The 25,118-nt window shown below is 43.7% G+C and carries 22 protein-coding genes; 12 read left to right on the top strand and 10 right to left on the bottom strand.

Annotation, left to right across the window (positions count from 1 at the left end):
• Position 1 precedes the first annotated feature (1 nt).
• A complete protein-coding gene (locus tag P253_RS02015; protein ID WP_016660047.1) occupies positions 2–676 on the top strand; it encodes a hypothetical protein in 675 nt (224 codons plus the stop codon).
• A gap of 13 nt (positions 677–689) precedes the next feature.
• On the opposite strand, the gene P253_RS02020 is transcribed toward P253_RS02015, so the two are convergent.
• Positions 690–1,541: an SDR family oxidoreductase gene (locus tag P253_RS02020; RefSeq protein WP_016660048.1), complete on the bottom strand. Its 852-nt coding sequence runs from the start codon at positions 1,539–1,541 to the stop codon at positions 690–692.
• A gap of 116 nt (positions 1,542–1,657) precedes the next feature.
• Between P253_RS02020 and P253_RS02025 the strand changes: the two genes are divergently transcribed.
• Positions 1,658–2,032 carry a winged helix-turn-helix transcriptional regulator gene (locus P253_RS02025; protein WP_016660049.1) on the top strand — a complete coding sequence of 125 codons (375 nt, stop codon included), beginning with the start codon at positions 1,658–1,660 and terminating at the stop codon, positions 2,030–2,032.
• Between the two features lie 494 nt (positions 2,033–2,526).
• Here the strand turns inward: P253_RS02025 and P253_RS02030 are convergent, their stop codons facing one another.
• Positions 2,527–3,714 carry an MFS transporter gene (locus tag P253_RS02030; RefSeq protein WP_016660050.1) on the bottom strand — a complete coding sequence of 396 codons (1,188 nt, stop codon included), beginning with the start codon at positions 3,712–3,714 and terminating at the stop codon, positions 2,527–2,529.
• A 266-nt stretch (positions 3,715–3,980) separates the two neighbouring features.
• Here P253_RS02030 and cgtA point away from each other — a divergent pair, with 266 nt between their 5' ends.
• Together cgtA and proB are read left to right on the top strand one after the other, a co-directional pair.
• A complete protein-coding gene (gene cgtA / locus P253_RS02035; RefSeq protein WP_016660051.1) occupies positions 3,981–5,192 on the top strand; it encodes an Obg family GTPase CgtA in 1,212 nt (403 codons plus the stop codon).
• A 29-nt stretch (positions 5,193–5,221) separates the two neighbouring features.
• The gene (gene proB, locus P253_RS02040; protein WP_005176735.1) at positions 5,222–6,355 is read left to right on the top strand and encodes a glutamate 5-kinase; all 1,134 of its coding nucleotides are present in this window, start codon (positions 5,222–5,224) and stop codon (positions 6,353–6,355) included.
• Positions 6,356–6,438: 83 nt separating this feature from the next.
• Here proB and P253_RS02045 read toward each other — a convergent pair whose 3' ends face one another.
• A complete protein-coding gene (locus P253_RS02045) occupies positions 6,439–7,143 on the bottom strand; it encodes an SIMPL domain-containing protein (protein ID WP_016660052.1) in 705 nt (234 codons plus the stop codon).
• 468 nt (positions 7,144–7,611) lie between these two features.
• Between P253_RS02045 and P253_RS02050 the strand changes: the two genes are divergently transcribed.
• The 7 genes from P253_RS02050 (at position 7,612) to sohB (ending at position 17,322) form a co-directional block, all read left to right on the top strand.
• Positions 7,612–8,985: a diaminobutyrate--2-oxoglutarate transaminase gene (locus P253_RS02050; protein ID WP_005176742.1), complete on the top strand. Its 1,374-nt coding sequence runs from the start codon at positions 7,612–7,614 to the stop codon at positions 8,983–8,985.
• A 3-nt stretch (positions 8,986–8,988) separates the two neighbouring features.
• On the top strand, positions 8,989–10,521 hold the full coding sequence (locus P253_RS02055) for a pyridoxal phosphate-dependent decarboxylase family protein (protein WP_016660053.1): 1,533 nt from the start codon (positions 8,989–8,991) through the stop codon (positions 10,519–10,521).
• A gap of 597 nt (positions 10,522–11,118) precedes the next feature.
• Positions 11,119–12,144, top strand: coding sequence for a substrate-binding domain-containing protein (locus P253_RS02060; RefSeq protein ID WP_005176746.1), 1,026 nt, complete (start codon positions 11,119–11,121; stop codon positions 12,142–12,144).
• A gap of 101 nt (positions 12,145–12,245) precedes the next feature.
• On the top strand, positions 12,246–13,625 hold the full coding sequence (pstC, locus tag P253_RS02065) for a phosphate ABC transporter permease subunit PstC (protein ID WP_005176748.1): 1,380 nt from the start codon (positions 12,246–12,248) through the stop codon (positions 13,623–13,625).
• Positions 13,625–15,019, top strand: a complete 1,395-nt coding sequence (pstA, locus tag P253_RS02070; protein ID WP_016660054.1) for a phosphate ABC transporter permease PstA — start codon at positions 13,625–13,627, stop codon at positions 15,017–15,019. The genes pstC and pstA overlap by 1 nt, the downstream gene beginning before the upstream one ends.
• A 13-nt stretch (positions 15,020–15,032) precedes the next feature.
• A complete protein-coding gene (gene pstB, locus P253_RS02075) occupies positions 15,033–15,962 on the top strand; it encodes a phosphate ABC transporter ATP-binding protein PstB (protein ID WP_005176754.1) in 930 nt (309 codons plus the stop codon).
• Positions 15,963–16,359: 397 nt separating this feature from the next.
• Positions 16,360–17,322: a protease SohB gene (gene sohB, locus P253_RS02080; RefSeq protein WP_016660055.1), complete on the top strand. Its 963-nt coding sequence runs from the start codon at positions 16,360–16,362 to the stop codon at positions 17,320–17,322.
• A gap of 156 nt (positions 17,323–17,478) precedes the next feature.
• Here sohB and P253_RS15345 read toward each other — a convergent pair.
• The 7 genes from P253_RS15345 to P253_RS02120 form a co-directional block, all read right to left on the bottom strand.
• Positions 17,479–18,611, bottom strand: a protein-coding gene (locus P253_RS15345; RefSeq protein ID WP_228128881.1) for an IS3 family transposase whose coding sequence is annotated in 2 segments (ribosomal slippage) — positions 17,479–18,359 and positions 18,359–18,611 — 1,134 coding nt in all. Because the reading frame shifts where the segments join, the coding sequence is not laid out codon by codon here.
• A gap of 49 nt (positions 18,612–18,660) precedes the next feature.
• The gene (locus P253_RS02095) at positions 18,661–19,278 is read right to left on the bottom strand and encodes a DUF2238 domain-containing protein (protein ID WP_016660057.1); all 618 of its coding nucleotides are present in this window, start codon (positions 19,276–19,278) and stop codon (positions 18,661–18,663) included.
• A gap of 150 nt (positions 19,279–19,428) precedes the next feature.
• Positions 19,429–20,817 carry an adenylosuccinate lyase gene (gene purB, locus P253_RS02100; protein WP_005176761.1) on the bottom strand — a complete coding sequence of 463 codons (1,389 nt, stop codon included), beginning with the start codon at positions 20,815–20,817 and terminating at the stop codon, positions 19,429–19,431.
• 50 nt (positions 20,818–20,867) lie between these two features.
• Positions 20,868–21,599 carry a high frequency lysogenization protein HflD gene (gene hflD / locus P253_RS02105; protein WP_016660058.1) on the bottom strand — a complete coding sequence of 244 codons (732 nt, stop codon included), beginning with the start codon at positions 21,597–21,599 and terminating at the stop codon, positions 20,868–20,870.
• A gap of 14 nt (positions 21,600–21,613) precedes the next feature.
• Positions 21,614–22,747 (bottom strand): tRNA 2-thiouridine(34) synthase MnmA, encoded by a 1,134-nt coding sequence (mnmA, locus tag P253_RS02110; protein WP_016660059.1) that lies wholly within the window; start codon positions 22,745–22,747, stop codon positions 21,614–21,616.
• A gap of 4 nt (positions 22,748–22,751) precedes the next feature.
• Entirely contained in the window at positions 22,752–23,237 is a 486-nt protein-coding gene (locus tag P253_RS02115) for an NUDIX hydrolase (RefSeq protein WP_016660060.1), read from the bottom strand.
• A 282-nt stretch (positions 23,238–23,519) separates the two neighbouring features.
• Positions 23,520–24,398 carry a DMT family transporter gene (locus P253_RS02120; RefSeq protein ID WP_174428839.1) on the bottom strand — a complete coding sequence of 293 codons (879 nt, stop codon included), beginning with the start codon at positions 24,396–24,398 and terminating at the stop codon, positions 23,520–23,522.
• 83 nt (positions 24,399–24,481) lie between these two features.
• Between P253_RS02120 and P253_RS02125 the strand changes: the two genes are divergently transcribed.
• Positions 24,482–25,036 carry a helix-turn-helix domain-containing protein gene (locus P253_RS02125; protein WP_444546156.1) on the top strand — a complete coding sequence of 185 codons (555 nt, stop codon included), beginning with the start codon at positions 24,482–24,484 and terminating at the stop codon, positions 25,034–25,036.
• Positions 25,037–25,118 lie beyond the last annotated feature (82 nt).

Consider the following 25,118-nt stretch of genomic DNA (forward strand, 5'->3'; position numbering starts at 1 on the left):
GATGTTTTCTTCACTTCGCCATCAGCTTGTGTTGGGCTTGATTGTGGCTGCGCTGGTCGCATTTCTATTCTGGCTGTACTTAAATATTCAGGCCTCGATGTATGTCAATGCCCAAAAAGCACGGCTGTTGTTACCGGAAGATTTACCCACTCATATTGAGGTCGGCAATTACTTGCAGGCCCATACCCAAGGCCATTTAGATACTGAAATTCAGCTGGATCAGCAGGTGCAATTGCCGTTAGAAGGCAAATATCCGGCCAATCTGCAATTTGTGGTCACCACACCGATTGATGTAAAAGTGGACTATAAAACCCATATTCAAATTGATCAGCTGATGCCATTACAGACCAGCACCGATTTAATCTATCAGAATCCGTTATTGCCCAAACTGCCGTTACAGCTGGATATTCCAATTAAAATGAGTGTGCCGTTTCATTTGCAGCGCACCTATCGGCTGCCGGTCAAGATTTTATTTAATGGCCCGGTCGGTCTGGAATTTCATGAGCTGTTAAAGGTTCGCTTGCTGCATCAATTTGCGCCGCAATTAAATCTGAATGATCCAATGACCTTGCAGAAAGTTTCTGGATTTAATGCCACGATGCGTAATGTTGAGCGACGCACACATGCCAATCTGGATATGAAAATGGATCTGAAACTGAGCCAGATCCATCCATAAACTGAAGCTGACTTTAGATCAGTTTCTGCAAAATACTTGTGATGCTTGCGGTTGGACGTCCCAGTAACGTTTGCAAATCCTGACTTTGGCTATACATGACGCCATTTTGGGTTTGAGCATCGACATCTGCCAAGAAACTGGCAAAATCCTCATCTAAGCCCACCTGTAGCAACAGTTGCTCAAAGGCTTCAGGGCTTAAGTTATTGTACTGCACTGGTTGTTGGCTCACTTCGGAGATGGCTTGAGCAAGATCAACCTTGGTAAAGCTTTGGCTTGATGCCAACTCATAGGTTTTATTCAGATGGGTATCCGTGAGTAATACACGTGCAATTGCTTCAGCATATTCGTCACGAGACGCGGCACTAATTTGACCATCCCCACTTGCACCATATATTGCGCCATGTTGGATCTCTTGGGTTAACGCACCCAAATAGTTCTCGATATACCAGTTGTTGCGAAGCAGGGTATAGCTCAATCCACTTTCTTGAATCAATTTTTCAGTTTCACGATGTTCCTGTGCCAAGCCTAAACTGGAGTGACCTGCATTTAACAAACTGGTATAGGCAATATAGGGAACTTGACTCGCCTGGGCGGCTTCAATTACAGCTTGGTGTTGTGCAGTACGACGACCAATTTCATTGGCTGAAATTAAAAGTAACTTATCTACGCCCAATAATGCGGTACTTAAACTGTCAGCTTTGTCGTAGTCGAAGTGGCGGATTTCGATGCCTTGCGGTAATTGTGCCTGGGCTTTTTCAATATTACGGACCAACGCAATAAGGTGATGTTCTGAACTTAAATTTAGAAGATGGTGGATCACCAATTGACCCAACTGACCAGTTGCACCTGTAATCGCAATATTCATATCTAACTCCAATATTGTTTGAAAAAATAATCTTGATGGTTAAATACTAATCTGTTAACTTACTAAATGTAAGTACATACCAAAAAGTAAGCTTATTACCCACAGGAAAGATTTTTATGTCAGCTTATGAAACCAGTAAATTGCTTGGTCAAGTTTTATCCACAGATTGTCCATCGCGTGAAATTTTGGAACACTTAACCAATAAATGGTCGGTATTGGTTCTGCGCTGTTTAAGTGATGGTGTACATCGCTTTAGTGAGTTAAAGCAGCGTATTGAAGGGGTGAGCGAGAAAATGTTAGCGCAGACTTTAAAAATGCTGGAACAAGATGGTTTTATATTAAGAACGGTTTATCCCGTTGTGCCGCCTAAGGTGGAATATCAGCTGACGATTTTGGGTTCGCAAGCGTCTGAAAAGTTAAATTACTTGATTGGATGGGTAGAGCGTAGTTTGCCTGAGATTTTAGAGAATAAAGCGCGTGTTTCAAAATAGATATTAAGTTGCTTGTGGGGAAGCAATAATGAAACCATCTGGTCGCGTCGCTTTTAGTGGTCTATGTCATTATTTTGACTTTTATTTCATAGATGAATTTTATAACTTAAGCGCAAATATATTGGGTTCATTTTCTATTTCTGGAAGAGGCGACTGGAGATCAAAGATTCAAGGAGAGGATTAAGCAATTTAATCATAAAAGCTTAGGATTATATTCAAGCTATTCGCGGAGGTTAACGTCGAAAAATATCGAGTTTATTGATTATCGAGTATCTAGGCTTGGAAAAGAAATGGGTCATACTTTTATCGCGTTAGGTCAGAAGTTAATGCGCTATGCAATTGATCAACAATAATAAAAATAAATATTTTTATAAGCTAGTTTAAACTTCTCATTCAGCATAACAGCCCCTCATCCTAGCCTTCTCCCAAAGGGAGAAGGAACTTGCAGGATTTATCTTATGAATGAGTCATGAGCAGTGATGAATCAAAATATTTTAAGCCTGTTTCATCTTTTTAAAATCAAAACGGTCAATCACTAAAATACCAAGCGCAAAGACTAGTCCAAGTGCCACACAGCCAATCCATTCAAAATGTTCCCAGGCATACACCGCACCGAGTGAACCAATGGCTGCCCCTGAAAAGTAAATGGTCATATATACCGCATTAATTCTTGAACGCGCTTTAATATCAATCCGATAGACCAGGTTCTGGTTTAATACGTGAAATGCGGTCAGGCCAAAATAGCTCATCAGTACCCCAATCGCGTAGACCACAATATTCTGCTGGGCAAAAAACAGCGGAATACAGGACAACAGCATCAGGGAAATACATAGCGTTGCAACCAGATTTTCCTTGCCTTGTCCCACGGTTTTCCCCGACCAGCTGGCCGAATAAATCCCGATCACGCCAAGTAAGCCAAACAGGCCAATTTCAAAATCACTAAAATGATAAGGCGCGCTGCCCAAGACAAAGGTCATTGAGGTAAAGACCATCGACAAAATGCCAAAGCCCAAGGCACCGGCACAGGCACGGCGAATTAAATGCGGATGATGCTGCGCCAGTTTAAATAAGGAACGGTAAATTCCCATCACCGTTAAACCGGATTGTGGCTCGGTATTCGGCAGTTTGTGCCACATCAGCAGGGCAAAGCCCAAGGTCAGTATTCCGCTAGATAAATACACACCTTCCCATGACCAGTAAGTCGATACAAAACCGGCAAAGGTGCGCGACAGAATAATCCCCATTACCAGACCACTCATCAGTTTACCCACAATGGCAGCACTCGATTCCGGCGGACTAATGGTCGAGGCAAACGGAATTAACACCTGCGCAGAAATCGCACCAAATGTGGCACATAAGGTAAAGAAATACAGTCCAGACAGGCTGGTGCTCAAAGACAGCAGGATTTGTGAAATTGCCGCGAAGACCATCAGACTAACAATTAGCTTGCGTTTATTGAGTAAATCACCCAGTGGCACCAATAGCATAAGTCCTAAACCATAACCAATTTGCGCGACTACTACAGCAAAGCCGGATTGACTGGTGCTAATGCCCAGACTTTTTTCAATTGAATAAATGAGTGGCTGGTTAAAATAGGCAGAACCGGCACAGAGGCCACAGGCCAGCGCCATCAGTAATACAAATTGAGGGGACAGCACTGGCGTGGCGGTTGGGGAGGACATAACAATTTCTCAAGTCAGCGAGTAGCACACTATAGGTGTTGTGGACTGAAAATAGAAATAAGAAAAAACAATCATTTGATTGCTGAATATCATGCTTGGAAAAAAATAAGCGCTGTCCGGTTTTAGCTAGATTGCGCTTTTTAGATGGCGACACACAAATTGTAAAAAGAATTGTGAGCACAATAGATTTGCTGCATAAATTATTCGAGAAATCCTTTAAAATATGGCAGAATAGGCGGTTTTAAAGTTTTTAGAGGATTGGCAAGATGCGCTTTGTTGATGAAGCAGTCATTACCGTAGAGGCTGGCGACGGTGGCAATGGCGTAGCCAGTTTTCGCCGTGAAAAATTCGTACCATTTGGTGGTCCAGATGGTGGTGATGGTGGTCGTGGCGGTAGCATTTATATTCAGGCCGATGACGACACCAGTACACTCGTAGATTATCGTTATACCCGTAAATTCCGTGCTGAGCGCGGTAAAAATGGTGCAGGCGCAAACTGTGCTGGCCGTGGTGGTGAATCTGTGGTGCTGAAAGTACCGGTAGGCACCACGATTGTAGATACAGATTCTGGTGACATTATTGCTGACTTGGTCGAAGACGGTCAGAAAGTACTGGTTGCCCAGGGCGGTGATGGTGGTTTGGGGAATACTCACTTCAAATCATCGACTAACCGTACCCCGCGTAAATTTACCACAGGTGTGAAAGGTGAATTCCGCGAAATCCGTTTAGAGCTGAAAGTGCTGGCAGATGTTGGCTTACTGGGTATGCCAAACGCCGGTAAATCAACCTTTATTCGTGCAGTATCGGCAGCAAAACCAAAAGTTGCAGACTATCCGTTTACCACCATGGTGCCAAACCTGGGTGTGGTCGATGCCGATCGTCATCGTTCTTTTGTGATGGCCGATATTCCAGGTCTGATTGAAGGTGCGGCAGAAGGGGCTGGTTTAGGGATTCGCTTCCTGAAACACCTAGCGCGTACCCGTATTCTGCTGCACATTGTCGATGTACAGCCAATTGATGGTTCAGATCCGGCACACAATGCCCGTGCCATTTTGAACGAGCTGGAAAAATTCTCGCCAACGCTGGCCAAACTGCCAGTAGTCTTGGTGCTGAACAAGCTCGACCAATTACCGGAAGATTCACGCGAAGAATGGTGTAAACATATTCTGGAAGAACTGCAATGGGAGGGTCCGGTATTCCAGACCTCGGGCCTAATGTCTGAAGGTACCAAAGAAGTGGTGTACTACCTGATGGATCAGATTGAACAGCAACGCGAACGCGAAGTTGAAGATCCAGACTATGCAGCAGAAATGAAAGCCTTCCGTGATCAGCTTGAAGCTGAAACACGCGAGCAAACCATCGCAGCTAAAGAAGCTTATCGTGAAATGCGTCGTCAGCAACGTCTGGCGGGTCAGGGCGATGACTTCGATGATGACGATGAAGATGATGGCGAAATGGAAGTATATTACGTACGTTAAGCTCTTGATGAAGAGTAACTGAGGACAAGATGATAGAAGTGGTAGATGGGCAACGTCAGCTCCAGGGTTGTAAACGAATCGTTGTTAAAATCGGATCATCTTTACTCACAGCAAACGGGAAAGGCTTAGATCTGGATGCAATTTCGCATTGGGCGAATCAGATTGCAGATCTGCATAATGCAGGACACGAGATTATTCTGGTGTCCTCCGGTGCTGTGGCTGAAGGCATGGTTCGAATGAAACTAGAGAATCGACCCACTGATCTACCCAGTCTTCAGGCTTGTGCGGCCATTGGTCAAATGGGTCTGGTACAAACCTGGTCCAGCGTGCTGGAAAAACACGACATTAAAACTGCGCAAGTGTTATTAACTCATGATGACCTGGCAGATCGTCGCCGTTATCTCAATTCATGTGATGCCTTGCAGCACCTGATTGACTGGCGCGTGATTCCGGTGATTAATGAAAATGACACGGTTTCCACTGACGAAATCCGTTTTGGTGATAACGATACCCTGGCAGCTATGGTGGCCGGACAGGTACATGCGGATCTGTTGATTATCCTGACCGATCAGCAAGGCATGTTTGATTCTGATCCGCGCTCTAATCCGGATGCCAAACTGTTCCATACCGTACGTGCTTTAGATGAAAGCCTGTTCGATATGGCCGGTGGTGGTGGCAAGTTTGGCCGTGGCGGTATGCTGACCAAAGTCCGTGCAGCGCGTTTAGCAGCCAAATCGGGTTGTCCAACCTTAATTGCCAGCGGTGAAAGTGATAATGTACTGGCCCGTCTGATGGATGGCGAAATGCTCGGTACGCTGTTTATTACCGACAATGATCGTATCACCGCACATCAGCAATGGCTAGCGGCGCATCTGCAAACCGCAGGCCGTCTGGTATTGGATGAAGGTGCGGTAAAAGCCATCAAGGAAAATCATCGTAGCCTGTTACCGGTGGGTGTACGCGCCGTGGAAGGGCATTTCGAGCGTGGTGATGTGGTGGAATGTGTAGATCGTCAAGGCCATCGGGTGGCTGTCGGGCGGGTGAACTTTAGCTCGCGTTCAGCAGACATTATTAAAGGTCTGGCCTCGGACAAAGTGCATCAGGTGTTAGGTGAAGCACGTTCGCTGGAAATGATCCATCGCAATCATATGGCGATTTACTAAGCCATACAGATTCAACTTAAGAAATACAAAAATCCCGCTTCCGAGCGGGATTTTTTATTTTGGAAATAGAGGTAACGAGCAATTTACTTAAACTGAATCGTCCCGTTGGCATTCACCGTCATCTTCGATTCACCGGCAGCCATATCCGGTGCAGGTGCGGCTTCAGCCACCGCAAACTTGGCGGTATTGGCGCGCATTGCAATCGGGCGCGGGGTATAGTTATTGGTATTCATGTTCAGATTGACCAGCTGATAGCCTGATTTATTCCAGGCCTGGGTCAATAACTGTGCGCGTTGCTGGAAGTTTTTCGAAGCTTCAACTAGTAGCTCATTTTCGACTTTCTTACGCTGACTATCTGACACACTAAAATGTACCGATTGAGTTTGCAGGCTCTGCTGCAGCTCACCAATGAGCTGGCTGGCGGCTTTAAAATCGGTACTTTCCAGATGAATTTCGGCACGACCGCGCCATTCTTTCAGTTTCTGACTGTCATTGTCATAAACCGGATAAGTCGACTGTGAACCACTTTCTACTTTAACCGTTGGATATTTTCGCGCTGTGGCCATCGCCTGATTCATAATTTGGGTGATCTGATTGGCCAGTTCAGAAGGCTGTTTATGACTGCGCTCGATATACAGCACTGCGTTCATCTGGTCATTGGATACCTGACGGCTGGCTTCTGCCTGAACATTGATCAGATTGTAGTTCAGTTTTTCGGTGGTCTGCGCCAAGGCACTACCTGAAACTGCAGCAGCCAATAGGCAACTGGAGAGAGTAATAAAACGCATGATTTTGTCCTGTTTTTATAGGTGTTTATCTATCAAAGCATTTTAGCCAAGCAATATGGCTAATTTTTGCAGAGTTTGTGGTGGGATTGTAAAAAAATAATAAAATCTGCTGACTAGGAATGGCTTGATTATTTATTTAAAAACAGTATGTTATATTTAATAGTGGGTTTAATTCTGCGTGTAACTTACATAGGGTTAAAAAAAATATCAAGAATGCGGTTTTCTTTCTGCTGTCACATTGTAAGATGATAATTCAATCTAATGGTTAGACCGATAGAACTTTTCGATAAAATTAGCTCGATAAAATGCCAAAAGCGGTTTATTTTCCCGAAAAATTAGGTATCATCGCGCTCCTAGTTATTGAATATTATCTAGATCATCTAACTAGATTTTTATAAAGCACCGAGTCAAAGGACCACAAGTCACCCGACTTATTTCTTCAACCCATATCAGAGATGGTAATTCGATATGAGCGTTACTTCTGTAAACCCTGCCACCAATTCCACAAACGAATACTACTTGACTCGCCAAAGTCAGATGGAATCGAATGTGCGTAGTTATCCTCGTAAATTACCGTTAGCGATAGCGAAGGCACAAGGTTGCTGGGTTACCGATGTTGAGGGTACGACGTACCTGGATTGTTTAGCTGGGGCAGGTACATTGGCTTTGGGCCATAATCATCCTGCGGTGATTCAAAGTATTCAAGACACCATCGCGAGTGGTCTTCCTTTACATACTTTAGATTTAACTACACCTTTAAAAGATGCATTTACTGAAGCGCTTCTTGCTTACCTGCCAGGTGGCAAAGAAGAGTATTGCTTGCAGTTCTGTGGTCCATCTGGTGCAGATGCAACAGAAGCAGCAATCAAGCTTGCAAAAACATTTACCGGCCGTAGCTCTGTAATCAGCTTCTCAGGTGGCTACCACGGTATGACTCACGGTTCGCTGGCAATGACAGGTAACCTGTCTGCCAAGAATGCCGTAAACGGTTTAATGCCGGGCGTACAATTTATGCCATATCCACATGAATACCGTTGCCCGTTGGGTCTTGGCGGTGAAGCAGGTGTGGATGCACTGACTTACTATTTCGAAAACTTCATTGAAGATGTGGAAAGCGGTGTTACCAAACCGGCTGCTGTAATTCTTGAAGCAATTCAGGGTGAAGGTGGTGTGGTTACTGCGCCTACCAAATGGCTGAAAAAAATCCGTGAAGTGACTGAAAAACACAACATCGTGTTGATTCTTGACGAAGTTCAAGCAGGCTTTGCGCGTTCAGGCAAAATGTTTGCTTATGAACATGCAGGTATTGAACCAGACGTAGTGGTTATGTCGAAAGCGGTTGGTGGTAGCTTGCCACTGGCAGTGTTAGGGATTAAACGTAAGTTTGATGCTTGGCAACCAGCAGGTCATACCGGTACTTTCCGTGGTAACCAGCTGGCAATGGGTACTGGTCTGGCGACAATCAACACCATTAAAGAACAAAACCTGGCGCAAAATGCGCAAGAGCGTGGCGACTTCCTGCAAGCTGAACTGAAAAAACTGGCAGTTGAATTCCCATGTATCGGTAACGTACGTGGCCGCGGTTTAATGATTGGTGTTGAAATTGTAGATGAACGTCAGGAAAAAGACCGTTTAGGTGCTTATCCTGCAGATTCACAACTGGCTGCTGCAATTCAGGCTGCATGTTTTGACAACAAACTGTTGTTAGAAAAAGGCGGTCGTGGTGGTACGGTAATCCGTTTACTTTGCCCGCTGATCATTAATCAGGAAGAATGTGTAGAAGTGATTGCCCGCTTCAAGAAAGCTGTGGCTGAAGCACTGAAAGCAGTACGAGGCGCATAATACATGGTAGATTTTGCAGAACATCGTAAAGCCTTACTCTGCAATGATGCTCAATCTATTGCTGACTATGAGTCAGCAATGGACCAGGCGACAAAAGCCGTCGCAGCATGGTTGCAAAACGATAAAATGTACACCGGTGGTAGCATTAAAGAGCTACGCAGTGCCATTTCATTCAATCCATCGAAAGAAGGTCTGGGTGTACAGAAATCTTTAGAGCGTATGGTCGAGCTGTTCCTGAACAAGAGCTTGAAAGTTCACCATCCGCATTCACTGGCGCATTTGCACTGTCCAACCATGGTGGCCAGCCAGATTGCAGAAGTGTTAATTAACGCCACTAACCAGTCCATGGACTCATGGGATCAAAGCCCGGCCGGTTCATTAATGGAAGTGCAGTTAATCGACTGGTTACGTCAAAAAGTCGGTTACGGTTCAGGTCAGGCCGGTGTATTCACTTCAGGTGGTACGCAGTCTAACCTGATGGGTGTGCTGCTGGCGCGTGATGCCTGCATCGCGAAAAACTGGAAAGACGAAAACGGCAAGCCGTGGTCAGTGCAGCGTGATGGTGTACCGGCAGAGGCAATGCGTAATGTCAAAGTCATCTGTTCTGAAAACGCACACTTCTCTGTGCAAAAGAACATGGCGATGATGGGCATGGGCTTCCAGTCTGTGGTGACCGTTCCTGTGAATGACAATGCACAGATGGATGTGGTTGCACTTGATAAAACCATGGCACACCTTCAGTCTGAAGGCAAAATCGTGGCATGTGTGGTGGCAACTGCGGGTACAACCGATGCTGGCGCGATTGATCCATTAAAAGAAATTCGTGAAATCACCAACAAATATGGCGCGTGGATGCACATTGACGCGGCGTGGGGTGGTGCACTGATTTTGTCGAATGACTATCGTTCTATGCTCGATGGCATCGAATTGTCGGATTCTGTGACGCTTGATTTCCACAAGCATTATTTCCAGACCATTTCATGTGGTGCGTTCTTGTTAAAAGACGAAGCCAACTACCGTTTCATGCATTATGAAGCTGAGTACTTGAACTCTGCTTATGATGAAGAACATGGCGTACCAAACCTGGTATCGAAGTCACTGCAAACCACGCGTCGTTTTGATGCCTTGAAATTGTGGATGACAGTTGAAGCCTTGGGCGAAGAGCTTTATGGTTCAATGATCGATCATGGTGTGGATTTAACCCGTGATGTTGCTGCTTATATTAAAGCAACAGATGGTCTTGAGCTGCTGGTAGAGCCGCAATTTGCATCGGTATTGTTCCGTGTGGTGCCTGAAGACTATCCGGCTGAATTTGTTGATGCCTTAAACCAGAACGTCGCAGATGAACTGTTTGCGCGTGGTGAAGCCAATATTGGTGTAACCAAAGTGGGTCAGGTGCAATCATTGAAAATGACCACGTTAAGCCCGGTTGCAACACTAGACAACGTGAAAAACCTGCTGGCACTTGTACTGGCAGAAGCAGAGCGTATTAAAGCTTCAATTGCAGATGGTACTTACACACCACCAATCGCTTAATCGCATGCTGCAAAGAAAGAGAGGCCTATAGGGCCTCTTTTTTTATCTCGGGTCATTGAATTGAAAAAGTGAAGATGAGTGCTCATGCATCTGTTAACAAGCCAAACGGGCCAAAAGAAGGGGATAGAAGTGAATAAAGTGGCTGAGTACAGTGAAGTGATCAATTGGCTGATAACGTGTGTTTCAGGCAACAGATGAATATATTAAGTTTAAGAAAAACAATCAATTTCGCTTTTTATAGAATATTGGGTGGTGGTCATCAACCAGAGAGAATTATGACAATTGTAAGAAAGTGAATCGGTGTTAGATTGGCATTTTGTCATATTTTTACAGCGCTTTCATATTTTTTTAGACATCTTTTGAAATTTTAATAAGGTAGTGAAATTATATTAAAATCATTATCTTAAGTTAATATTTTAGTATAAATCAGGCTTCTAGAAACTATAAAAACAAGCTGCAAAATAAAACATCATTAAAGTGTCATAAAGGTGTAACTTTATTGTCATATTTTAAACTCACAATGCACATAACGAAATAAGTACAAAACTTAATAAAAAGTGGCGTACTCCGAATTTGCATAAATTGAGAGAGAACAGAATGCGCTTTACCAATATCGCACTTGCATTAGCACTATCTGGGGCAGCTGTAGCAACAACTGCGAACGCAGCTCGTGACACCATCCAAATCGCTGGTTCTTCTACAGTATTGCCATACGCAAGTATTGTAGCAGAAGAGTTCGGTAACACATTCCCACAATTCAAAGCGCCTGTTGTTGGTTCTGGCGGTTCTTCAGGTGGTTTGAAACAATTCTGTAACGGTGTGGGCGATAACACAATTGATATCGCAAACTCATCTCGTCAAATTAAAGATTCAGAAATCGCTGCATGTAAAAAAGCAGGCGTGAACCAGATCTTAGAAGTTAAAATTGGTTATGACGGTATCGTATTCGCGTCAAACTCAAACAAAGCTGCTTATAAATTAAAACCTTACCATGTATTTGCTGCTTTGGCTGCTGAGCTTCCATCGAAAGGTAAAATGGTTGCTAACCCATATACACGTTGGAACCAGATTGACAAATCACTTCCAAACGAACCAATTACTCTGGTAATTCCAGCATCTAACCACGGTACACGTGAAGTGTTCCAAGAGAAAATGGTTGATGCAGGTTGTGAAGCTTATGCAGCAATCAAAGCATTAGACAAAGATGCGAAGAAAAAAGCATGTACAACTTTCCGTAAAGATGGCCGTGTGATTGAAATCGCTGGTGACTACACTGAAACACTGGCACGTTTAAGAACTTCTCCAAGTGCAGTGGGTGTATTCGGTCTAGGTTTCTATGACCAAAACCGTGACAAGCTACGTGTTGCAACTGTAAACAACGTTGCGCCATCTGAGCAAACAATTCTGAACGGTTCTTACCCTGTTTCACGTCCATTGTTCTTCTACGTGAAAGGTGAGCACCTGAAATCAATCAAAGGCCTACAACAGTACACAGAATTCTTCTTAAGCAAGAAAGTATCTGGTAAAGGTTCTAAGTTAGACAAAGCAGGTCTGATCTCTTTATCTGACAAAGAACGTGCGCAAATCCTGGCGAACTTCAAAGCAGGTAAAGCTGTTAAATAATTGTGGTTAAAACAGCTGATGGCAGGGTTTCCTGCCATCAGCTTTTTGCGAAGAGAAATGTTTTTTCAAATAATGAAAATTGAAAAAACGGTGGAGAATACATGAATCTGCTACTCATAGGTGTGTTACTGGCAATTATTGCCATAGCCTATCAAATCGGGTTAAGCAAAAGCCGTAACCTAGCAGGTAAGGGAAATAATTCTGCAATGTTGCACTCACGCCCTGGTTATTATGGTGCGTTGGTGGCGTTGTGGTGTGCGATCCCTGCTTTTTTAATTTTGATTGTTTGGAATCTGGTTGAGCCAACCATTTTGGAACAGGTAGTACTGAGTCATGTACCGGCAGATGTTGCTGCCAACCTGAATGCAGCCAGCACCAGCGTTCTGGTAGACCGTGTGCAAGCACTGGCTTCTGGCTTTGGTGTCACTGATACACCAGCCGCCTATGAACTGGCAGCTGCTGAACAATTAGCAAAATTTGAAACCATTGGTTCTTATATCAAACTGGCCGTTGTGATTTGTGCAGCGTTAATTGGTTTGCTATGGGCGAAAAAACGTGTCTCTCAACAGTACCGTGCCCGTAACCAGGTTGAAAAGATCATTAACATTTCTTTAGCCCTCTGTTCTGGTGTGGCCATTCTGACCACCGTTGGTATTGTGATGTCGATGTTCGGGGAAGCCATGCGCTTCTTTAGCTTCGTCAGCCCAATGGACTTCTTCTTTGGTACCCAGTGGAACCCAGGTTTTAGTACCACCGGTAGTGCTGATGGTGAATATGGCCTGTTACCGCTGTTATGGGGAACCTTGCTGGTCAGTGCGATTGCATTGCTGGTTGCAGTACCTATTGGTCTGATGATTGCCATTTACCTGGCAGAGTATGCATCTCCGAAATTCCGTTCATGGGCAAAACCGACCATTGAAGTGTTGGCCGGTATTCCGACCATTGTATATGGTGTATTTGCCTTAATGATTATTGGTCCATTCCTGAAAAGTGCCGGTGCATTGCTGGGTATTGATATCAATGCTACCAGTGCTTTAACTGCCGGTCTGGTAATGGGCATCATGATCATTCCATTTGTATCGTCTTTATCTGATGACATCATTACCCAGGTACCACGTGCTCTACGTGATGGTTCGTTGGGTCTGGGTGCGACTAAGTCGGAAACCATCCGTAAAGTCGTGATGCCGGCTGCCTTGCCAGGGATTATCGGCGCCTTCTTGCTGGCTGCATCTCGTGCAATTGGTGAAACCATGATTGTGGTTCTGGCCGCAGGTAACAGTCCGTTGTTACATGCCAACCCGCTAGAAGCGGTTGCAACCGTAACCATGACAATTGTTAACCAGTTAACCGGTGATACCGACTTCGCAAGTCCGCAGGCATTGGTGGCGTTCGCATTAGGTTTAACCCTGTTTGTTATTACCTTGTGTTTGAACATTGTGGCACTTTACATCGTGCGTAAATATCGTGAGCAATACGACTAATGAGTACTTCAAATACTACTTCAATAGATCAACAACCGCTTGATCCACGGGCGGCCGCTGAATTACGCGCACAACGTAAACAGAAAATTGAAAGCTCGTTAGCAAAACGCCATCGTAAAGAAAGCACTTTCCGCATGTTTGGTCTGGCCTCGGTACTGGCAGGTTTATTCTTTGTCGTGTTGCTGTTCGGCAGTATTCTGGCCAAAGGTTTACCGGCATTCTGGCAAAGCAGTATGGCAGTGCCAGTCTACTTTGACCCAAGCATTATTAATGTGGGTGCACAGCCAAAACAGCAGGCAGGTGAATCTCCGGCGCAGTTTAATGACCGTATGATTGCCTGGCAGACTGAAATGGGTATGGTTGATTGGGATGCGCTTATCGTTAATGGTATTGTGGCCAAAGATGCTGCGCTTGAAGCCAAGCGTGATGATTTAGGCTACATGTACACCAGTTCTGAAGCCTATCGCTTACGTGATATGGTACTGGCAGATCCATCGCTGATTGGTCAAACCAAAGAAGTGAAAATTCTGGCCGATGCCAATGTAGATGTATGGCTTGCGGGCAATATTGACCGTGACCTGCCGGCAGAACAGCAGCAGCTAAGCCCGGAAATCCGTCAGCTGGCAGATGATCTGAAAGCCCAAGGTATTATAGAAAATACTTTCAATACCAACATCTTTGTCAGCCCGGACTCGCGTAGTTCGCCTGCAACTTCTGGTTTGGCTGGTGCCTTCATGGGTTCATTGTTCATGATGCTGATCGTGATCTTTATCTCGATTCCAATTGGTGTGGCATCTGCAATTTATCTGGAAGAATTTGCACCAAAAAATGTCATTACTGATATTATTGAAGTGAACATTAACAACCTGGCCGCAGTTCCATCGATTGTATTTGGTCTGTTGGGTGCTGCCATCTTCATTGGCTGGATGCATTTACCGTTATCTGCGCCATTGGTGGGTGGTCTGGTTCTAAGTTTAATGACTTTACCGACCGTAATTATTACCACACGTGCTTCACTGAAAGCAGTGCCGCCATCTATTCGTCAGGCTGCATTGGGCTTGGGTGCATCACGTCTACAAACCGTATTCCATCATGTATTGCCACTGGCATTACCAGGGATTTTAACCGGTGCGATTATTGGTGTTGCACAAGCATTGGGTGAAACCGCACCACTTCTATTAATTGGTATGAGTGCCTTCGTTGCGAGCGTACCGGCATCTCCATTTGATCAATCTACCGCATTACCGGTACAAATTTTCCTATGGCAGGGCAATGAATTGCGTAACTTCTTTGAAGGACGTACCGCTGCCGCCATTATCGTACTTCTTGCACTCATGATCGGCCTGAACAGTCTGGCGATCTGGTTACGTAAGAAATTTGAAGTACGTTGGTAATTGAGGGCAAAATATGACTACTGTATTAAGCACAGACAAACCGAATTCCTTAGAACAGGATAAAGCAGTGAATCCAGAGCAAACACAATTTACGTCAACTGAAGGCGAAGAACACAAACAGCCTGCAACTTCGTTTGTGTCTCAGTTTGATACCCAGGCGGCGAGCAAAAAAGAAGCCAAATCGAACAATGTCAAACTCAGCACCTCCGATGTTCATGTGTACTATGGTGAATCTGAAGCAATTAAAGGCATTGACCTGAACATTTATGAAAATGAAGTCATTGCCTTCATTGGTCCATCAGGTTGTGGTAAATCGACTTTCCTTCGTACCTTAAACCGTATGAATGACACCATTGATTCATGCCGCGTTACCGGTAAAGTCATGCTGGATAATCAGGATATTTATGATCCGAACCTGGACGTGGTGTTGCTACGTGCTCAGGTGGGTATGGTGTTCCAGAAGCCAAACCCGTTCCCGAAATCAATTTTTGAAAACGTGGCTTACGGCCCGAAACTGCACGGTTTGGCGCGTGACAAATACGATCTTGAAGAAATTGTTGAAAACAGCCTGCGTAAAGCTGGTCTGTGGGATGAAGTTAAAGACCGTTTAAGCCAGCCAGGTACCGGTCTATCAGGTGGTCAGCAGCAACGTTTATGTATCGCGCGTACGATTGCGGTTTCACCAGAAGTCATTCTGATGGATGAACCATGTTCCGCACTGGACCCGATTGCAACTGCAAAAGTTGAAGAACTGATTTCTGAGCTGTCTACCCAGTACACTATTGCGATTGTTACGCACTCGATGCAACAGGCAGCGCGTGTATCGGATCGTACCGCATACTTCCACCTGGGTGATCTGATTGAAGTGAACTCGACTGAAAAGGTCTTTACTCAACCAGACCATCAATTAACGGAAGCGTACATTACAGGTCGTTTTGGTTAATTGCCAACCGCTGTATATCAAAAAACCGCAAATCAATATTTGCGGTTTTTTTATGGCTCTGGTTGAGGGGTAGGGGGAGGGTCATAGCGGATCTGGTGGATTATCCATCTATCAACACGCTTAAAACAAAGCTCAAAATAGATTTCAGTTTGAAGGGCTGAATCCGGAGCAGATCATTCCATCTGCTATCCAGTTGGTGGTTTTAATGTTGAGCTTTCCCAGCTTTTAAAAATCCCGTCCTGTTCAACAGGGCTGTATTTTTTAGTTGTTGCAAAAATGACACTACGGTTAACACGGAAGTGGATTAAATTAAGCAAATAAATGCGCTAATATTGAATTCTCAATATCCGCCCTCATCTAAAGTTGAGCCAAAATAAAATTGAGAACAGATTTTTATATGTTATTTCATTCCCCAAAACTACCTGCCGAAATTCGTATCCGTCATTTAAATGCGCGTATTAACGAACAACGAAAAAAAATAGCGCAGACTACGGCCTCCAAACTGGAGCTGTTGCAATTTAGCCAGCAATTGTCCAAAGAGGCACGCCTGCGTAAAAAGAATAACCAGAAAATTTATGTACTCGATTTTAAAGGGGATATGGCCGCCTCTGCGGTAGAAAATCTGCGTGAAGAAATTACCTTAATTCTGGCCACAGCCAAAGCTGGACGTGACCGCGTGGTGGTACGTTTGGAAAGTCCGGGCGGGATGGTACATGGTTATGGTTTAGCCGCTGCACAACTGGTACGTCTGCGTGATGCCGGTTTTCATCTGACCATCTGTGTTGATAAAGTCGCAGCCAGCGGTGGCTATATGATGGCTTGTATCGCCAATGAAATTATCTCTGCACCGTTTGCCATTGTCGGTTCAATTGGCGTGGTGGCACAGGTGCCAAATTTTAACCGTCTGCTAAAACAGCACAATATAGATTTTGAACTGTATACCGCCGGTCAATACAAACGTACCGTGACCATGTTTGGTGAAAATACCGAAGAAGGCAAGGCCAAGTTTGAAGAAGAGTTGCAACAAACTCACAGCCTGTTCAAGCACTTTGTTGAAAAGTACCGTCCGCAGCTCAATGTTGAAAAAGTCGCCACAGGTGAACACTGGTATGGTCAGGATGCTTCCGATCTGAACCTGGTCGATAAACTGCAAACCTCAGATGAATACCTGTTAGGGTTATTGCCACAGCATGATGTTTATGTCATTGAAACCCGTCGCAAGCCAACCTTGGGTGAAAAACTCGGCCTACAAGCCGCACAGGTGGCAGATTCTCTGGTACCTGCGGTCATGAATAAAGTCGTGGATACTTTAAGCAAAGCCAGTGCCAACCTGGTGCAAATGCGCGATCCTAAGCTCTAATCCAATTTTGCTCATGAAACATGAAAAAGCACTCAATCGAGTGCTTTTTTTCTGTCTTTGTATAAGTTCCAGCTTCCTGCCAGAATCGCGCCGAGAGAGATGGTCCCACTTGTTTGAACAACTAAAAGCTTATTTATAAGTGATATTCTGCTCTAGTTAAGCTACCTTATTTTGTTGTGGTAGCTGGTCATAGTAAAACTCATCTGGAGTCATTTTGTCCAGACTCGAATGAGGTCGTTTCAAATTATAAAATTCAAAATAGGCATTTAATTGCTTTTTCGCATCAAAAACATTGCTGTAGGCTTTGAGATAAACCTCCTCGTATTTAACGCTCCGCCATAATCGTTCAATCATCACATTATCAACCCAACGACCTTTACCATCCATGCTGATTTGGATGTCATATGATTTTAACACTTCAATAAATGCATCACTGGTAAATTGACTGCCTTGGTCTGTATTAAAGATTTCAGGTCGGCCATATTTTTCAATAGCTTCATTTAATGTTTCTATACAAAATGCAACCTCCATACTAATCGATACGCTATGGGCAAGCACCTTACGGCTGTGCCAATCAATCACAGCACATAAGTAGACAAAGCCTTTTGCCATAGGGATATACGTTATATCCGTTGCCCACACTTGATTACTCCGTTGAATATTCAATCCTTTGAGCAGATATGGATATTTACGGTGAGCTTGATTGGCCTGACTTAGATTTGGTTTACGATATAACGCATTAATGCCCATTTTCTTCATTAAAGTACGTGTATGACGTCGTCCTATATGATGTCCTTGACGGTTCAATAAATCACGCATCATACGGCTACCTGAAAAAGGGTATTGCATATGTAATTCATCAATACAGCGCATCAGCTTCAGATCTGATGCACTCACAGGTTTTGGGCGATAGTAATAACAACCACGGGAGACTTTCAGTAGCTTAGCTTGCTTAGATACTGAAATCTGAAGTGAGTCGTCGATTAACTTTTGTGGTTGAAGCGGCCCAGTTTCTTCAACACACCTTCTAAAAAATCAATTTCTAATGCCTGCTCACCGATTTTTGCATGTAGTTTTTTTAGATCAATGGGCGGTTCTGCTGGAGCTTTTGATTGATCGAAGGCTTGCGAGGAAGCTGAAAGCAATTGATTTTTCCAGTCGATAATTTGGTTTTGATGAACATCAAATTCAGCACTCAATTCAGCAAGTGTTTTTTCTGCTTTAATCGCAGCAAGCGCTACCTTAGCTTTAAAGTCATTTGAATGATTTCTTCTTGGTCTACGTGCCATAAAATACTCCATATATCGATGTTTATAACATCATTTGGGGAGCAAAATATCACTTATAGGAGTTGTTCAAATTTACGGAGCCATCTCTGAGCGTAGCCAGGAGCATATCTTTATGTGCATCCCAGACATCGCCTTGCTGACCATTATAATTTTCAGCCGCTTCCGGGGAGAGAGTTACCGCGAGTAACCATTCCAGCCATTCGTAAATCAAACTGCTGCTCATGACCCATTGCACGACCAGCAGAAAAATCACCAAGTCTTTGGCTTTTGGATAGCAGAGCCGATGTAAGCGGAAAAACAGCGGGTAGAGCAGCACGCCATAGGCAAAATGCACAAAGCGATCATACATATTGCGTTCCCAGCCCAGCCACTGATTTAAATCAAAGCCGAAGTATTGCAGCAGCCAGTCGTTATAGGGCACATAAGAATAGAGATAATGCGCGCCTAAAATATGAATCAACAGAAAGATAAGATAGAAAACAAAACTCGAAAAGCTTAAACCGACTTTTTTGAAGAGCAATAGCAGCACAATTAGCATGAGGATCGTTCCAACCTGATGTAGCACATAGGCTGAAAATTCCATCGGGTTGATACTGGCAAGCAGCATGGTCAGGCCTAACAGGACCAGCATCAGCCAATGTTTGGCTTGTAATTGGTAGTCGATCATTCTGGTTATAGGATTGGGATTTGTAAATATCATAATAAAAAAGCGAAACCGGAGCTTCGCTTTTTGATGCTGAGTTTTTCAAAATTACACCCTCTTTATGTTGCTTCCAGAGGAAGAAAGAAGATGTTGTGAAAAACTCAAATCATTTCATTAGATTTTAGCAATCAAATCTTTAATTTGTTTTGCCTGTTCAGCGGCATTACCGGTGTAAGACGCAGGGGTCATTTCAGCTAAACGTGCACGATCCGCAGCCGGAACAGCTTCGAGTTCGTTACCGTTGACGAAGCTCACCATCATGTCGCGAGTCATCGCTTGACCACGAGTCAGCGCTTTTAATTTTTCGTATGGTTTTTCAACGTTGTAACGACGCATAACCGTTTGAATTGGTTCAGCCAATACTTCTTGAGCATTGTCCAGGTCTTCCAGAATACGGTCAGCATTCAGTTCTAGTTTACCAATACCTTTTAAGCAGGCTTCAAATGCGATCAAGCTCTGTGCAAAACCAACACCCATGTTACGAAGTACAGTTGAGTCGGTTAAGTCACGCTGCCAGCGAGAAATTGGAAGTTTTTCGCCCAGGTGCGCAAGAACAGCATTGGCAATACCCAGGTTACCTTCAGAGTTTTCGAAGTCAATCGGGTTGACTTTGTGCGGCATGGTTGAAGAACCGACTTCGCCTTCTTTCAGTTTTTGTTTGAAGAAGCCCAGCGAGATATAACCCCAAACGTCACGGTTAAAGTCGATTAAGATGGTGTTGAAACGACGCAGCGCATCAAACAGTTCCGCCATATAGTCATGCGGTTCAATTTGCGTGGTGTACGGGTTGAAAGTTAAACCTAAAGATTCAACAAATGCTTGTGAATGTGCAGGCCAGTTGATGTCTGGATAGGCAGACAGGTGAGCATTGTAGTTACCCACTGCACCGTTGATTTTACCCAGCAGTTCAACATTGTTGAATTGTTTGATTTGACGCGCTAAACGGTACGCTACGTTAGCCATTTCTTTACCCAAAGTGGTTGGGCTTGCTGTTTGACCATGAGTACGAGATAACATCGGTTGATCAGCATGTTTTTCAGCCAACGCGACAATTGAGTCAATGATTTGCTGCATAGATGCAACCAGTACATCACGGCCGTTTTTCAGCATTAACGCGTGTGACAGGTTGTTGATGTCTTCAGAAGTACAGGCAAAGTGAATGAATTCACCGGCATTTTTCAGCTCGTCGATGTTGGCGATTTTTTCTTTCAGGAAATATTCAACCGCTTTAACATCGTGGTTGGTGGTACGTTCGATCTCTTTAATGCGGTTCGCATCTTCTTCAGAGAAATTTGCCACAATCGCATCTAAGGCAGCATTGGTTTCTGCAGAAAAAGCTGGGACTTCAGTAATTTCCGGACGGTTCGCAAGCGCTTGTAACCAACGCACTTCAACAGTCACACGAGCATGGATTAAACCAAACTCAGAAAGGAAAGGACGAAGAGCATCACATTTGCTCGCATAACGTCCATCTAATGGAGAAAGTGCAGTTAAAGCGTTCATAACGATTCCTTAAACTTTGGAACTAAACCTAAAACAAATGTCCGTACAGATCAGACCACCTGATACTGTAAACGGGCAAGATCCTGAATATCTTGAAGCAGTTTGCGTTTGCTAAAAATCATCGCCCATGAGCTGCCACCGAGCTGACGCCACAAATGCGCCATTTGCAGGCCGGTAAATAGCGAGGCACGAATACGGTTGGTATGGGCAGAATCTTTAAAGGCCTCGGCATTGCCACGCACCATAATCCGCGGATTAATCTGTCCAGCAGTATCAACATAGGTTTGGGCAAGATTGGCGAGAATACTTGGATGTAAATAGTTATTATCAAAAAAGGACAGCTGTTTTAAGATTTTTTGCTGGGATTGCTCAATAATTTCAACAAATTGCGGATTACTATAGACTTTCTTTTCCAGTTGCAGCAGCGCCATGGCATAGGACATCGGCAACTTGGCATTGGACATTTTTGGTAATCTGGATTTGGGTGATGTAGTAAACGGATGGGTAATGCTATTTTCGAGGGTTTTTAAACCAAGGGAGATATCGGCCAGCTGACTAAAAAAGTCTAAGGTCTGGCCACTCTGATTATTACTTGGACGGATATTCAGGCTGGCCCGAATCAGGCGCTCCAGATAAAAGTTACCGCTATCGCCAATACTTTGTCGGCCAGTCAGTGCGGTCATATGGGTCAGCTGCGTGGCTTGAAACACAGCAGCGAGGGCCAAAGCACGATTCTGGCGAACATTCAGAGTTCGAGGCTGTTGAAACGGTAACTCTGTCATGCCTAAACAATCCTTTAAGCAAAATCCGGGTGAGGGGCATTGGTATGATGGATCACACCACCCCCTAAGCACACTTCACCTGCGTAGAACACCACGCTTTGACCTGGTGTTACTGCACGTTGTGGCTGATCAAATTCAACACGTACACCATTTGGTGTTTCTGGATCTTTAAATAATACGCAGTCTTGGTCAGGTTGGCGATAGCGGGTTTTTGCCGTGCAGCGGAAACCGGTGTCAGGAATATCCTGTTCACCTGCGACCCAATCAATGGATTCGCTCCAAAGAATCGTGCTTTGCATCAGTGAATGCTCATGCCCTTGACCAACCACCAGACGATTACCCGCTACATCTTTATGCAGTACAAACCAGGCACCTTCAGCTGCACCTTTCATGCCGCCAATACCAATACCACCGCGTTGACCGAGCGTATAGTACATTAAGCCGTGATGTTCACCAACCTCTTTGCCATCTTCCAGCACGATTTTTCCGGGTTGTGCGGGTAAATATTGTTTTAAGAAGTCATTAAAACGGCGTTCACCAATAAAACAGATACCGGTGGAGTCTTTTTTCTTTGCAGTCACCAAGCCCAATTCTTCTGCAATTTTACGTACTTGCGGCTTTTCAATTTCACCGACAGGGAACAGGGTCTTGTTAATTTCACGGCCATGTACGGCATGCAGGAAGTAAGTCTGATCTTTGTTTTTGTCGACGCCACGCAATAAAGGTGCATATTGATCACCTTTAGAGTTGGTCATGGTTTCACCACGACGGCAGTAGTGACCTGTTGCAATAAAGTCAGCGCCAAGGTTAATGGCATGATCTAAAAACGCACGGAATTTGATTTCTTTATTACACAGAATGTCCGGGTTAGGGGTACGGCCGGCGGCGTATTCTGCCAGGAAGTGCTCGAAAACCCGATCCCAGTATTCCATGGCAAAGTTGGCGGTGTGCAGTTTGATGCCAATTTTATCGCATACGGCCTGGGCATCGGCCAGATCTTCCATGGCTGTGCAGTATTCCGTGCCGTCATCTTCTTCCCAGTTTTTCATGAATAGTCCTTCAACCTGATAACCTTGTTGAAGGAGGAGTGCTGCAGAAACAGAAGAATCTACACCACCTGACATACCGACGATGACACGTTGTTGCATAGGATTAGGCATCCACACTATGAATTAAGGGAGAATTTTGGTGCTCGTAAATGAGCGATAAAGAATATTTTTGTCCGGCCTGAGCATCCTGTACGGCTTTAATCACCAAAGGACTGCGGGCGCGGGCCGATTCAAGCAGTTCATCCGGACTCATCCAGACAGCACGGACAATACCGCTGTCTAGCTGTGCATCTGCATGATGGTGAATGGCTTCGGCCAGAAAGCAGAAACGGTAATAGGTACGATCTGGAAACATGGGTGGGGTATAGGTATAAATGCCCAGTAAAGCCTGAATACGTACATCGTATCCGGTTTCTTCCAGAGTTTCGCGGACCGCTGCTTCAATAATGGTTTCACCGGCTTCTACATGACCTGCAGGCTGGTTAAAGACGGTATGTGTAACGCCTTCAGTCTGTTCTTCTACGAACAGAAATTTACCGTCTTTTTCAACAACGGTGGCAACAGTCACATGCGCAGTCCAAGCGGTCATAAAAAAGCACCATGGGGTAAAACGCATATTCTACAAAATTTAGGGGGATGTGGCTATGAGGGAAGGGGATTTCTTTGGAGAAGATGTTTTTTGTGTTTGAGTAAAAAATTGTGTGAAACAAGGACTTAATAATGAGCGTGGAACATGAGAAATCCATAAAGAAGTTCAAATCAGGTGATTTTGACTTCTTAGTATAAGATAATATGCTGATTTAAAAAGAGAAGTAAAAATAATTTCGTATAAGGTGTATTATGTTAATTTTAGAGAAACTCAATAATAAAACTATTTCTTTTTAGTTTTTATCTCACTAATTAATATTCCTAAAATGACACAAAGCCCACCAATAAGAGCTAAAAAGGGTAAACGCTCTCCTGCCAGCCTTCCGAATATTGCTGCCCACACAGGCTCACCTGAATAGATAATAGCGGCCCTAGCAGGATCTACAGTACGTTGTGCCCAATTCATAGCAAATTGAATGAGTGTGCTGGCAAATCCCAGACTTAATGTAATTACTACGAGTTGCCATGAAATATTAGGAATTTCCGTTTCTCCTGCGAAAGGCATGATAAAAAAACAGAAAATAGACGCTACTACTAATTGGATGATAGTGACATTCTTTAAATCGACTCTACCTGCAAACTTACTGATCAAAATGATTTCAAGGGCTATTCCCAGCGCACTCAAAAGAGTAAAAATTTGTCCTAAATTAAAGTTAACGCCCCTAAAATCATTCCCTGTTAGAAGTATCAAACCAATAAAGGAAAAAAATATTCCAATCCAAATAAAGATATTTGGAAGCTTCCGATAAAAAATCCAGATTAATATTGGTACAAGAGGAATATATAGTGCTGTTAAAAATGCAGACTCACTACTTGTTATCGTCTTTAAACCTATAGTTTGAAGTCCGTATGAAAGTGCTAGTACGGCACCTATCGAAATACCCGCAATAACATCATCTTTACTTATCTTTTTTAGATACTTAAACGTAAAAATAAGCAAAATCATAGCAGCAACCAGAAATCGGCAACCAACAAAGAAAATAGGAGTCGTGTAATTAAGGACATAGTGAACAGCTAAAAAGGTTCCTCCCCAAATCATAGTTATAAATACAAGTACGATCTCAGGAGGTAATCTTTCTTTTAAGACATGAATTAAGGACATTACAAAATCTAAAGTGAAATATACTGCACTATTATTGCATCCATCTTGTTTATAGTGCAATATATTGCACATTAAACTTGTGAATAATCAGAATGAACACTGTCCTTGAATTTTTAGGAAAAAATATTCGTTTTTTTCGAGAAAAAATAGAACTGACTCAACAAGAGCTTGCTGATCGTTCAGGGGTAAGCAGACGTACAATAATTGCTTTAGAAGCAGATCAAATAAATATTAGTTTGGCTAAATTAGATGCTATAGCAAATGCCCTAAATATTAGTTTTAGTACTTTAGTTAGTCCGCTAGATTCAAAAATTCAACACTCTTGTACAAATATCTTAGCTTGGAAAGGCAATCATACAGAAAGCTATGCAAATTTACTGGGTACAGTGGATAACGGTACACAGACAGAAATGTGGATATGGTCACTAGCAGCTGGCGATTCTTATATAGCTGAACCTGATCCAGAAGGCTGGAAAGAAATGCTCTATATCATCCATGGAGAGTTAACACTTGAAATTGAAGGTCAATTTAAGATTCTAGGCCCTGAAGATTCATTTATTTTTTCCAGCTCTACTTTGTACTCATATCATAATAAAAGTGATGAACAGGTAAAATTTGTGAGAAATGTTATTCATTAGCAGCTCATTTAACATAATGGTGGTTATACGCAATACGCTTGTAACTCCAAAATAGAAATGTCCGGTTTCTCCAAAGTAAAAA

Source organism: Acinetobacter indicus CIP 110367, from assembly GCF_000488255.1.
GTDB classification, from domain to species: Bacteria; Pseudomonadota; Gammaproteobacteria; order Pseudomonadales; family Moraxellaceae; genus Acinetobacter; species Acinetobacter indicus.